The sequence below is a fragment of the Clostridium liquoris genome (genome assembly GCF_002995785.1).
Lineage (GTDB): Bacteria > Bacillota > Clostridia > Clostridiales > Clostridiaceae > Clostridium_AO > Clostridium_AO liquoris.
Genome location: NZ_PVXO01000008.1, coordinates 1 through 13,294, shown reverse-complemented (window position 1 = coordinate 13,294; position 13,294 = coordinate 1). Strand labels below are relative to the sequence as shown.

General features: G+C 29.9%; 13 protein-coding genes. 12 read left to right on the top strand and 1 reads right to left on the bottom strand.

Features of this window, described 5'->3' with window-relative positions:
• Positions 1–11: 11 nt before the first annotated feature.
• The 10 genes from rimO to CLLI_RS01990 all read left to right on the top strand — a co-directional run bounded on the left by rimO (position 12) and on the right by CLLI_RS01990 (position 9,692).
• Positions 12–1,346, top strand: coding sequence for a 30S ribosomal protein S12 methylthiotransferase RimO (gene rimO, locus CLLI_RS02035; RefSeq protein WP_106062587.1), 1,335 nt, complete (start codon positions 12–14; stop codon positions 1,344–1,346).
• Entirely contained in the window at positions 1,330–1,911 is a 582-nt protein-coding gene (pgsA, locus tag CLLI_RS02030; protein ID WP_106062586.1) for a CDP-diacylglycerol--glycerol-3-phosphate 3-phosphatidyltransferase, read from the top strand. Before rimO ends, pgsA begins: the two co-directional genes overlap by 17 nt.
• A 172-nt stretch (positions 1,912–2,083) precedes the next feature.
• Positions 2,084–3,142, top strand: coding sequence for a recombinase RecA (gene recA, locus CLLI_RS02025; protein WP_106062585.1), 1,059 nt, complete (start codon positions 2,084–2,086; stop codon positions 3,140–3,142).
• Positions 3,143–3,330: 188 nt separating this feature from the next.
• Complete coding sequence (rny, locus tag CLLI_RS02020) at positions 3,331–4,866, top strand: ribonuclease Y (RefSeq protein WP_423236793.1); 1,536 nt, start codon at positions 3,331–3,333, stop codon at positions 4,864–4,866.
• A gap of 135 nt (positions 4,867–5,001) precedes the next feature.
• Positions 5,002–5,262, top strand: a complete 261-nt coding sequence (locus CLLI_RS02015; protein WP_027623485.1) for a stage V sporulation protein S — start codon at positions 5,002–5,004, stop codon at positions 5,260–5,262.
• 131 nt (positions 5,263–5,393) lie between these two features.
• Complete coding sequence (locus CLLI_RS02010; protein WP_106062583.1) at positions 5,394–6,254, top strand: decaprenyl-phosphate phosphoribosyltransferase; 861 nt, start codon at positions 5,394–5,396, stop codon at positions 6,252–6,254.
• A 26-nt stretch (positions 6,255–6,280) separates the two neighbouring features.
• Positions 6,281–7,534, top strand: a complete 1,254-nt coding sequence (locus CLLI_RS02005) for a glycosyltransferase family 39 protein (protein ID WP_106062633.1) — start codon at positions 6,281–6,283, stop codon at positions 7,532–7,534.
• Positions 7,534–7,890: an SMR family transporter gene (locus CLLI_RS02000; protein ID WP_106062582.1), complete on the top strand. Its 357-nt coding sequence runs from the start codon at positions 7,534–7,536 to the stop codon at positions 7,888–7,890. Before CLLI_RS02005 ends, CLLI_RS02000 begins: the two co-directional genes overlap by 1 nt.
• Positions 7,891–8,135: 245 nt before the next feature.
• Complete coding sequence (locus CLLI_RS01995) at positions 8,136–9,329, top strand: pyridoxal phosphate-dependent aminotransferase (RefSeq protein ID WP_106062581.1); 1,194 nt, start codon at positions 8,136–8,138, stop codon at positions 9,327–9,329.
• Between the two features lie 105 nt (positions 9,330–9,434).
• Positions 9,435–9,692: an HPr family phosphocarrier protein gene (locus CLLI_RS01990; RefSeq protein WP_106062580.1), complete on the top strand. Its 258-nt coding sequence runs from the start codon at positions 9,435–9,437 to the stop codon at positions 9,690–9,692.
• Positions 9,693–9,728: 36 nt separating this feature from the next.
• Here the strand turns inward: CLLI_RS01990 and CLLI_RS01985 are convergent, their stop codons facing one another.
• On the bottom strand, positions 9,729–9,947 hold the full coding sequence (locus CLLI_RS01985; RefSeq protein WP_106062579.1) for a DUF378 domain-containing protein: 219 nt from the start codon (positions 9,945–9,947) through the stop codon (positions 9,729–9,731).
• Positions 9,948–10,117: 170 nt separating this feature from the next.
• Here CLLI_RS01985 and purB point away from each other — a divergent pair, with 170 nt between their 5' ends.
• Together purB and CLLI_RS01975 are read left to right on the top strand one after the other, a co-directional pair.
• Positions 10,118–11,548 (top strand): adenylosuccinate lyase, encoded by a 1,431-nt coding sequence (gene purB / locus CLLI_RS01980; protein ID WP_106062578.1) that lies wholly within the window; start codon positions 10,118–10,120, stop codon positions 11,546–11,548.
• Between the two features lie 586 nt (positions 11,549–12,134).
• Complete coding sequence (locus CLLI_RS01975; RefSeq protein WP_106062577.1) at positions 12,135–13,139, top strand: tyrosine recombinase XerC; 1,005 nt, start codon at positions 12,135–12,137, stop codon at positions 13,137–13,139.
• The last annotated feature ends 155 nt before the right edge of the window (positions 13,140–13,294 follow it).

Here is a 13,294-nt window from a genome sequence, read left to right as displayed (position 1 = left end):
GAGGCTTGTATATGAATAAGTTAAAATTTGGAGTAATAAGTTTAGGTTGTGACAAAAATAGAATAGATGCTGAAATTATGATAAATAAAATTAGCAAAGATTATGAAATCACCAATGAACCAAGAGAGGCAGATGTAATAATAGTTAATACCTGCAGTTTCATAGAAGCTGCAAAACAGGAATCAATAGATACTATATTAGAGATGTCCAAATACAAAGAAGGAAATTGTAAGGTTCTTATTGTAACTGGCTGCTTAAGTCAAAGATACGGAAAAGAACTACAAGAATTGCTGCCAGAAGTTGATGTTATGATTGGTGTTAATGACTATGACAAATTAGAAGAAGCGGTAAAAAGAGTTATTGAAAAAAGAGAAAAAGTTTATTATTGTAATTATAGTGACAATGTAATTAATGAAGGAGAAAGGACATTAACTACTCTTAGTCATTATGCATATTTAAGAATTGGAGAAGGCTGTGATAATTTTTGTACTTATTGTGTAATACCACGTATTAGAGGTAGATACAGAAGCAGAAGTATGGAAAACATATTAAAAGAAGCAAAGAATCTAGCTAAAAAGGGTGTTAAAGAAATTATATTGGTAGCACAGGATACTACCAGATATGGTATAGATTTATACGGTAAAAAAATGCTGCCTGAACTTATAGAAAATATATCAAAGATAGAAGAAATAGAATGGATTAGGGTTTTATATTGTTATCCTGAAGAAATAGAACAGGATTTTATAGATACAATAGCTTCAAATCCAAAGGTATGCAAATACTTAGATATGCCTATACAGCATATAAGTGATGATATATTAAAACCAATGGGAAGAAGAGGCAGAAAAGAACAGATTTTAAATACTATAGATAAGTTAAGGAAAAGTATACCAAATATATCTTTAAGAACTTCCTTAATCGTAGGATTTCCTGGGGAAAATGAAGATAACTTTAATGAATTAAAAGAATTTGTTAAGGATATAAAATTTGAAAATTTAGGCGTATTTAAATATTCCAAAGAGGAAAATACTCCAGCTGCTCTTATGGAAAATCAGGTAGATGAAGATATTAAGGAAATTAGACAAAAGGAATTAATGATGTTACAACAAAATATATCCAATAGAGCTAATAAAGATAAAGTAGGTAAAATATACAATGTCATAGTGGATAACTTTAATGGAGAGTACTATATTGGTAGAAATTATGAAATGGCTCCTGAAATTGATGGTGCAATTTATTTTAAATGTGATAAAATATTAAATATAGGAGATATTGTTTCTGTAAAAATTGAGAGTAGCTCAGAATATGATTTAATAGGAGTTGTATATTATGAATTTAGCAAATAAACTCACATTAGTAAGAATGTTCCTAGTTCCTATTTTTTTAATTTTTATTGCGGTTAAAGGCATTCCTTACGGCAAAGAAATAGCCACCGCTATTTTTATTTTAGCTGCATTAACAGATAAATTAGATGGATACATAGCCAGAAGTAGAAATCAAATAACTAAATTTGGTAAGTTTATGGATCCTTTAGCTGATAAATTACTAGTAACATCAGCATTGGTATCTTTGGTGGAATTGCAGGTTATTCCTACTTGGGTTGCTATGATTATTATAGCTAGGGAATTTGCAGTAACTGGTCTTCGCGCTGTAGCAGCTGCAGAAGGAATAATTATTGCTGCTAGTGGATGGGGAAAAGCTAAAACTGTTACCCAAATTGTAGCAATTGTACTTGCCTTAATTAGTATTGATGAGGGAAGTGTAAATGCACCAGCTACTTTTATGATGATCCCATATAGCTATATAGTTATATTAGCTAAAATAGCTATGACTGCTGCAATTATAATTACAATTATATCTGGATTGGATTATTTTATTAAAAATAAAGGGGCTATTAATACAGATAAATAATTAGATGTTTAAAAATAATAATTATGTATATAATCAAAGATAGATAAAGTTTATAATAAAAAAAGTGCATTGCACTTTTTTTATACGTTGACCTAATTTGAAGTTTATTGTATAATGTAATAGAACAAGTGTTCGAACTATGAAAGGATGGTGAGCCCTTTTAAGGGATAGTATGGATAATGATAAGGCTAAAGCTATAGAAGCTGCTATGGGGCAGATTGAAAAACAATTTGGTAAAGGCTCAATAATGAAATTAGGGGAACATAGCGTATTAAATATAGATGCAATATCCACAGGTTGTTTAGGAATGGATATTGCGCTTGGTATAGGAGGAGTTCCTCGTGGCAGAATTATTGAAATTTATGGACCGGAATCTTCAGGTAAGACTACTGTGGCATTGCATATAGCAGCTGAAGCTCAAAAAACAGGCGGTGCAGCGGCATTTATAGATGCTGAGCATGCACTAGATCCATCATATGCTAAAAGGCTAGGAGTAGATATAGATAATCTAATAGTATCACAGCCTGACACTGGAGAACAGGCTTTAGAAATCGCTGAGGCTCTTGTAAGATCAAATGCTGTGGATGTAATAGTAGTGGATTCTGTAGCTGCATTGGTACCTAAAGCGGAAATAGAAGGGGAAATGGGAGATTCCCATGTAGGGCTGCAGGCAAGACTTATGTCTCAAGCTTTAAGAAAATTAGCAGGATCTATAAATAAATCTAAATGTGTAGCTGTATTTATAAATCAGTTAAGGGAAAAGGTTGGAGTAATGTTTGGTAATCCAGAAACTACTCCAGGAGGAAGAGCATTAAAATTCTATTCTAGTGTGAGAATAGATGTAAGAAGAATTGATTCAATAAAACAGGGCGATGAAATTTTAGGGAACAGAACAAGGGCTAAAATGACTAAAAACAAAGTTGCTCCTCCATTTAAAACTGCTGAGTTTGATATTATGTACAATGAAGGAATATCAAAGACCGGTGATGTTTTAGATTTAGGTGTTAAAGAAGACTTTGTGCAGAAAAGTGGAGCTTGGTTTTCTTATAAAGATGTAAGACTAGGACAGGGAAGAGAAAACGCAAAACAATTTTTAAGGGAAAATCCTGATTTATTATATGAAATTGAAAACTCAATAAGAAAAAAATATGACTTGCCAATTATGAAGAAACCAGAAGAGCCTAAAAATAGTGAAGTTAAAGCAGAAAATAAATCTACCGAAGCTAAATAACTATTAGGGTTTATGTAAATAATTAAGAATATATATAACTTGACATAATGACAAAATTAATATAAAATTAATACAAAATCTGGTTTAGCGAAATCATCCATTTGAATAATATGACACCTTTCTATGCTTTTATATTTACTGGGAATAGATTTTAAAAGAAAAAAAGCAAAGGAGGTGTTCATGTGAGACTGTTATATTATGTAATAATAACTGCAGTAGTAGCTGCTATCGCAATATATATTGATTTTTATATAAGAAAAAATGTATCAGCAGCTAAGATTTCTAATGCAGAAGAAGAAGCAAAAAAAATAGTTTGTGAGGCTGAAAAAACAGCTGAATCAAAGAAAAAGGAAGCTATACTTGAAGCTAAAGAAGAGGTTCATAAATTAAGAAATGACTTCGAAAAAGAGTCAAGAGATAGAAGAAATGAAATACAACGGTTGGAAAGAAGAATAATTCAGAGAGAAGAATCACTTGATAAAAAAAGTGACTTATTAGAAAAAAAAGAAGAAAATTTAAACAAAAAACAACAAGAACTTAGTGAATTAGAAGAAAATATTCAGGAATTGTACACTAAACAAAGAGAAGAGCTAGAAAGATTGTCAGGATTAACTTCTGAACAGGCAAAAGAAATACTTTTAGAAGAAGTTAATAAGGAAATTAAGCATGAAACTGCTATGATGATTAAAGAGGTTGAGGCAAAAGCTAAAGAGGAAGCTGATAAAAAGGCGAGAGAAATAATTACATACGCCATCCAAAGATGTGCTGCAGATCATGTAGCCGAAACAACTGTGTATGTAGTAAACCTTCCAAATGATGAAATGAAAGGTCGTATAATAGGTAGAGAAGGAAGAAATATTAGAACCCTTGAATCCTTAACTGGTGTAGATTTAATAATTGATGATACACCGGAAGCGGTAATTCTTTCGAGCTTTGACCCTATAAGAAGGGAAGTAGCAAGAATTGCATTGGAGAAGCTTATAGTGGATGGACGAATTCATCCAGCTAGAATCGAAGAAATGGTGGAGAAGGCTAAGAAAGAGGTTGAAAATGACATTAGAGAAGAGGGAGAACAGGCAACCTTTGAGACTGGTGTTCATGGACTTCATTCAGAATTAGTAAGATTATTAGGCAGATTGAAGTATAGAACTAGCTATGGTCAGAATGTTTTAAAACATTCTATAGAAGTTTCATATTTAGCTGGTTTAATGGCTTCTGAGCTAGGTATTGATCCTACAGTGGCTAAGAGAGCTGGACTACTCCATGATATAGGTAAAGCAGTAGACCATGAAGTTGAGGGACCTCATGCCGTAATTGGCGCAGAGGTAGCCAAAAAGTATCATGAATCTGCAGTAATAGTAAATGCAATAGCTTCTCATCATGGTGATGTAGAATCACAATCTCTTGAAGGGGTATTGGTTCAGGCTGCTGATGCTATTTCAGCTGCAAGACCAGGAGCAAGAAGAGAAACCTTAGAGGCCTATATAAAGAGATTGGAAAAATTAGAAGAAATAGCAAATTCATATGAAGGCGTAGAAAAGTCATATGCCATTCAAGCGGGTAGAGAAATAAGAATAATTGTTAAACCAGAAGAAATAGATGATGCTGGGTCAGTTGAAATGGCAAGGAATATTGTAAAGAAAATAGAAGGCGAATTAGAATATCCTGGTCAAATCAAGGTGAATGTTATAAGGGAGACTCGAGCAATAGAATACGCTAAATAAAATTATTTATAAAATAAATCCTTTAAATCTTGTAAATGCAATAAACTTTACAAAGTTTAAAGGATTTTTCCATTGTGTGTAGAATATTATAAATAGTATGTATAACAAATTAAGTTAAATTATAGGAGGTTTATTATGGAAGTATTAAAGGTTTCAGCAAAATCAAGTCCAAATAAGGTTGCAGGAGCACTAGCAGGAGTTTTAAGAGAAAAGGGAGGCGCTGAGATACAAGCAATAGGCGCTGGTGCATTAAACCAAGCAATAAAATCTGTTGCCATTGCAAGAGGTTTTGTAGCACCAAGTGGTATCGATTTAGTATGCATACCGGCTTTTACAGACATAGAAATTGATGGTGAGGAAAGAACTGCCATTAAGTTAATTGTACAACCAAGATAATTATTGAATGTAATTAAATAAAAATTTTTAAAAAAGGGCTTGAATTTATTCAAGTCCTTTTATTTATGATGAATATATGGTAAATTATAATTTGTGATAAATATATTATTGCAATAAAGGGAGGTATAATTTTGGACTTAAAAGCTTTAATTCAAATTATGAGGCCTAAACAGTGGATAAAAAACGCTTTTGTTTTTGCGGCCTTAGTTTTTTCAGGCAAATTTGTAGAAATACCTTTATTAATTATTAATATAAAAACATTTATATTATTTTGTCTTACTTCTTCAACTATTTACATATTGAATGATCTAGTGGATGTAGAAAAGGATAAACTTCATCCTGAAAAAAGAAATAGACCTTTACCTAGTGGGAGAATATCTAAAAAAACAGCTATTACCTTAGATATTTTAATATTTGTTATTGTAGTGTTGTTATCTATAAAAGATACAAAGCTATTTTTTATTCTTCTCACATATTTAGTTTTAAATGTATTATATTCATTTAAATTAAAAAATGTAGTTATTATTGATGTAATGATTATAACTTTTGGATTTGTATTAAGAGTAGAAGCAGGGAGCGTTTCTACAAATATTCCAATATCACCTTGGCTAATATTATGTACAATATTACTTTCTTTATTTTTAGCCTTAAATAAGCGAAAAAGTGAATTGATTACATTAAAAAATAAAAGTGGAAGTCATAGAAAAATATTAGAGGAATACTCTATTGAATTCATTGATAGTATGTTGACTATAGTTACACCATCTATACTTATGGCCTATTGTCTTTATACTTTTAGTTCAGTACAAAGTAAAAGTATGATGCTTACAATTCCTTTCGTGCTATACGGCATATTTAGATATCAGTATTTAATGTATAAAAAAAATATCGGTGGAAAACCAGAGGATATATTCACTAAAGATATTCCTTTTTTAATTAATATAGTACTTTGGATAATTAGTGTTTTAGTAATTATTTATTTTAAATTATAAGTGGGGGTGCAGTTGTGCTAACAAAGATGAATTACAATCACAGTAAAAAAAGCAGTAAATATTATTTTATTATTGGAGTAATAGGATTAACACTCAGTATAGTTTGGTGTAGTACTGTAAACCCTAAGCTATTTTCAGATTTTGAATACTACTATAACTTAGCTGTAGGAATATCACAGGGGAAACCTTGGGGGGACACTTATACCTCTGTGGGATATCCTATTATATTAGGCTTTATATTTAAGATATTTGGAGCTAGTACTTTGGTAGCAAAGGTATTTAATATAATACTTACCGTAATGAATTATTACTTAGTATATTCAATATTGGAAAAGATAGATATAGAGGAAAAGAGCAAAAAACTAATATATACGTTATTTGTTATTTTCCCATTAAACATATTTTACAATAACTTGGTTGCCACCGAGATATTATTTACAAATATATTTTTATTAGTTACAAATGTTTACTTAAGTAATTTTAGGCATAAATATATTATTATAGGCATATTAACAGCTGTTAATACTATGGTAAAACCATTTTTCATAGTATATTTCTTTGCCATATTTATTGTAGATATTATAAAATATAAGGACTTTAAAAATTCCATAAAAGGTAGTTTAACTGTATTATTTATATCTATATTATGTCTTTCTCCATGGTTTTATAGAAATACAAAGTTAACTGGTGAACTAACCTTTGTATCAAATAATGGTGGTATAGTTCTTTATATAAACAATAATTCTCAGAATAATATTGGAAGATGGATGGCTGCTGAGGATGTGGAAAATTCAATTGTAAAAACTGAAGAATATAAAAGTGCAAATATGACAAAAAAGAATATGATGTTAAAAACTGCAGCCAAGGAGTGGATAAAAGAACATCCAAAGGACTTTATAAAATTAGGCTTTCTAAGGCTAAAGAATACCTATTTTAATGCAGGAGACTTCTTCTATACTACCTATGGCAGTGATATTAGTGAAACTTATAGTAGCATAATTTATAATGTTGCTAATGTATTCAAAATAGCCATATTTTATTCAGCTATTGTTTTTACATTAATTTATAGTCTATATATATTAATATGTATATTTACCAATAGATTTGAATACATAGATAGTTTTGCCTTATATTCCCTGGTGATTTTCTATATGTTTAGTTGTGTATATTTTATAACAGAAGGTCAGCAAAGATATTCTTTTCCATTAATATTTACTACAATATATTGTTTTAATCATTTGTTAAATATGCTAAAAGAAAAAATTAAGGGGTTGTTTTAATGAAAGTTCAAATATTGATTTCTGTATTTTTAGGAGCCTTAGGACAAGTACTAGTAAAGTATGGTGCGGTAAATTTAGATTTGAATTTTTCTCCTGGACATTTAATAGGCAGCATAATCAGTATATTAAAAAACTTTTCTGTAATGAGTGGAATAATATCCTATGGAGTAAGTTTTTTATTATGGATTAAAGTGCTAAGCAAAGTGGAATTAAGCTATGCATATCCCATGGTGAGCTTGGGGTATGTTCTTGTTATGATATTTTCATACTTCTTATTTAAAGAAAATATTACCCCTTTAAGGATTGCAGGAGTGTTATTCATAATTCTAGGCGTTGTTTTAGTTGCAAGGAGTTAAAATATAATTATTCAATATGAAAATAAAATAATATGTAAAATATTCTTATAGGTATACCTTTACAATGGAATAATCGGGTTGGCAACATGTTTTTTCATTTTTAAATATGTATATAAAAATAAAAAAATGAAATAAATATAATTTTAAATTGCATTTTTAATAAAAATTAGGTATTATTAAACTATGCTTTTAATTTTGGCATAATAAATATAGAGAGATTAATATTATTTTTGGAGGTGTGCTATATGATGTTTTCTAAAAAAGCAGAACAAATACAACCATCAATAACTTTGGCAATAACTGCAAAAGCAAATGAAATGAAAAATAATGGAATAGATGTTATAGGTTTTGGGGCAGGAGAACCGGATTTTAATACACCAGAAAATATTCAAATTGCTGCTATTGAAGCAATGAAGAAAGGTTTAACAAAGTACACCCCAGCCTCAGGTATAAAAGAATTAAAGGATGCTATTGTAGAAAAATTTAAGAGGGAAAATAATTTAAGCTATAAACCTTCTCAAATAATAATATCTACAGGAGCAAAGCAGTGTTTAGCCAATGCCTTTTCTGCTATACTGAATCCAGGAGATGAAGTTATTATTCCTACACCTTACTGGGTAAGTTATCCTGAATTAGTCAAATTAGCTGATGGGGTGCCTGTGTTTGTTAAAACGGATGAAAACAATAGCTACAAGTATGATATAAATGAATTGGAGAAGTCTATAAATAGTAAAACTAAAGCTATTATTATAAATAGTCCTAATAACCCTACAGGAAGTGTATGCACAAAGGAAGAACTAATAAGGCTTGCAGATTTTGCAAGGGAACATAATCTTATTATTATTTCTGATGAAATATATGAAAAGCTTATATATGGAAAAGAAGAGCATATTAGCATAGCTAGTTTAAATGAGGATACATACAAAAGAACTATAGTTATAAATGGTGTATCAAAAACATATGCTATGACAGGCTGGAGAATAGGCTATGCAGCTGCTGATGAGAAAATAGTAAAACTTATGTCTAATATACAAAGCCATACTACATCAGGTCCCAATTCAATTGCTCAGTATGCTTCATTAGAAGCATTGGTTGGAGATCAAAGTTCTATCCATGTAATGATTGAAGAATTTAAGAAAAGAAGGAATTATGCGGTAGAAAGAATTAATCAAATAAATTCTATAAGCTGTATTGAACCTAAGGGAGCATTTTATGTATTTATTAATATATCTAATATAATTGGCAAAACCATAGATGGGAAAAAAATTAGTGGTTCTTTAGATTTTTGTGATAAGCTGTTAGAAAAGGGCAGAGTAGCTGTTGTGCCAGGTGCAGGTTTTGGAATGGATAATTTTATTAGGATTTCCTATGCTACATCAATGGATAACATTAAAAATGGTTTAGATAGAATGGAAGAATTCATAAATAAACTAAGCTGATGCCATAATAGCTCAGGTTTAAACTTTATATTTAAAATATGTTCAAATAATGATATAATAAACTAGAAATAATAAGCACAAGATTATTAGGGGTGATATTTAAAAATGGTATCTAGAGAAGTTGTTGTAAATAGCTCTACAGGGTTACATGCAAGACCTGCTACATTACTGGTAAAAAAGGCTTCCTCTTTTAAATCAGATATAAGCATTGAATTTAAAGGTAAAAAAGCAAATGTTAAAAGCTTAATTGGAGTCTTATCCTTAGCGGTAACTAGGGATTCAAAGGTAACTGTAATTGCTTCAGGAGATGATGAAGCTTTGGCAGTGGAAGAAATATCAAAATTAATAGAATCAATGGAATAAGTAAGATAAATAAAAGGCTCCTTTTGAGCCTTTTATTTATGCTCTTGAATGTTTTTTAATCCTTAATAGTAAGAAGATTAAATAAGCACCTGTTACTCCAATAAGTATGTAAATTAATCTAGAAATAAAGTTGGCAGGTTCTCCAAAAATTGTACCTACTAAGTTTAAATTAAATAAACCTAATAATCCCCAGTTAATAGCACCGATAATAACTAATAGTAAGGAAATCTTGTCAAATAGATTAAATTTATACATAATTGCCTCCCCGAAGTTTTAATTTTTACTTCTAATTAATTATATTAATTATGGATAAAATATAGAACATTCTTTATACGAACTTCAATATGTAAAATATAAAAAAGATATGATATAATATGAATAAATAAGTTGAAATTAAATATAATATACGTATGGAGGCTATAAATATGAGAGACTTTTATAATACACCTTTAAATACAAGATATGCATCAAAGGAAATGAGTTATTTATTTTCAGATGATATGAAATTTAAAACCTGGAGAAAACTATGGGTGGCTTTGGCCCAAAGTGAAATGGAGTTAGGATTAAATATTACAGAGGAACAAATTAATGAATTAAAAAACAATATGGAAAATATTAATTATGAAGTGGCGGAGGAAAAGGAAAAAGAAATAAGACATGACGTTATGAGTCATGTGTATGCTTATGGTCAGCAGTGTCCAAAGGCCAAGGGTATAATTCACTTAGGAGCTACCAGCTGTTATGTAGGAGATAATACGGACCTAATAATAACAAAGGAAGCTTTATACATAATAAAAAAGAAATTGATAAATGTAATTTGTGAGCTATCTAAGTTTGCATTAAAATATAAGGATGTACCAACACTAGGTTTTACACATCTTCAACCAGCACAATTAACCACTGTAGGTAAAAGAGCTACCTTATGGATACAGGATTTAACCCTTGACTTAGAAAATTTAAACCATATAATAGAAAACTTAAGATTTAGAGGAGTAAAAGGAACCACTGGAACCCAGGCAAGTTTTATGGAACTTTTCAATGGTGATGAAGAGAAGGTTAAAGCTTTAGATAAAATGGTAACAGAGAAGATGGGATTTAAAAAGCAGTTCATGGTAACTGGTCAAACTTATCCTAGAAAAGTAGATTCCATTGTATTAAATACTTTATCAGAAATAGCTCAAAGCGCATATAAGTTTAGTAATGATTTAAGAATATTACAGAGCATGAAAGAAATTGAAGAACCTTTTGAAAAAAATCAAGTTGGTTCATCAGCAATGGCTTACAAAAGGAATCCTATGAGGAGTGAAAGAATTGGAGCCTTAGCTAGATACATAATAGTAAATTCTTTAAATCCAGCTATAACAGCATCCACTCAATGGTTTGAGAGAACTCTTGATGATTCTGCTAATAAGAGAATAGCTATTCCTGAAGCATTCTTAGCCTTAGATGGAGTGCTTAATTTATATTTAAATATAAGCAGCAATATGGTGGTTTATGATAAGGTGATAAAATCACATGTTTTAAATGAATTACCTTTTATGGCTACAGAAAATATTCTAATGGAAGCAGTGAAAAAAGGCGGGGATAGACAAGAACTCCATGAAAGAATTAGGAAACACTCTATGGAAGCTGCAAGAAGAGTTAAAGTAGAAGGATTAGATAATAATTTAATAGAAAGAATAATAGAAGACAAAAGTTTCAATATGGATAAAGAAGAAATACTATCTTTAATAGATCCCATGAAATTTATTGGAAGAGCCCCAGGTCAAGTAGTGGATTTTATTAAGGAAGTGGTTAACCCAATTCTTGAAGGGAACAAAGAGATACTAGGAGTTAATGTATCAATAAATGTATAATATAATAATATAATTAGAGTTACAATAAAACCCCCGTGAGAAATCACGGGGGTTTTAAACAATTTGAAACAGCCTATAGGGCTGTTTTTTTCTTTTCTATAATTATTCACAAAGTTATTCCCAATTTGTGTAAGATTATCAAACTCATAATTATCAACTAAAATACTAACAGTTGTGACTTACATAAAATGGTATATTTATAAATTATTATTTCCTAAACTGTATCAATATAATTTCCAAAAACATGGATACAGAATATGGAAATATAATAAAGCAAATGATAAATATTATCAATTGAAATAGACCCAGGAAAGGGGTAAGGCAAATAAGGATTTTATTAGCTATATTTCTTACTATTCTACACAATATTATATATAACATAACATTCGATTTTTAGCAACAAAATAAATTTTAAAATTTATTTAAAGTACATTTCTAAGTCTAAATTACAATATTTTTTGATATTATATGCAAAACCAATAATAATTTATTGTAAAAAAGAAGGATTTTGGTCCCCTTTTATAGAATATATTATTCGCGAAATGTTTATTTCGCGAAATTGGATATAAATTTTAAGGAGGCAGCTATGAAATATAATTTAAAAAATGTATATGATCCATCATTACCCCATCAAATTAATGATTTTATAAATTATTTAGGTACTATTAAAGGAAAATCTACTAACACCATTGATGCCTATAAATTTGATTTGACCATGTTCTTTAGATTCTTAAAATTATACAGAGGCATGGTTGCCAATAATGTAGAATTTGAGAATATAGACATAAAGGACATAGATAATGACTTTATTAGAAGCATAACACTATCAGATTTATACGCTTTTTTAGCTTTTGTAGAAAACTACAGAGATAATGGCAATTATGCTAGAGCTAGAAAGGTTGCTACATTAAGATCCTTTTTCAAATATCTACAAGGTAAGGCGAAGATTATTGACGAAAATCCAACTTTGGAATTGGAATCTCCTAAAATAAATAAAAGAAATCCTATTTATCTTACCTTAGAAGAAAGCAAGAATTTGCTCAATGCCATAGATGGAAAAAATAAAGAGAGAGATTATTGCATAGTAACCTTATTTTTAAACTGCGGACTAAGATTATCAGAACTATGCGGAATTGATATTTCAAGAATTAAGGGGGATACTTTAACTGTAACAGGTAAAGGCAACAAAGAAAGAACTATATATTTAAACAAGGCCTGCATTAAGGCTATTGAGAGATATTTGAGAGTAAGAAATGCTAATGCTGATAAAATTAAAGATAAAGATGCTTTGTTCATAAGTAGAAACTACACCAGGATAAATAAAAGGACTGTAGAAATGCTGGTGAAAAAATATGTAGGTAAAGCTGGTTTGGATACGGATAAATACACACCACATAAGTTAAGACACACTGCAGCTACTCTCATGTATAAATATGGAGATGTGGATATAAGAAGCCTGCAACAAATTTTAGGCCACGAAAATGTATCAACTACACAGATATACACTCATGTAGATGATGAAAAGCTAAGGGAGGCTGTAAAATCTAATCCACTTAGCGGAGAATATGAAGAAGATACTACAAAAAAATAAGCTGTGGCACTAAGAAATTTACATACAAGAGAACGTCCATAGATTTGTGTAAATTATTATAGATGTGATTAGATTAACTGGAAATTACTATGGGGGACAAACTCCTGTAGTAATTTTTATTTTTTTGGGCATTACTAAATAATGAGATTTTGTGG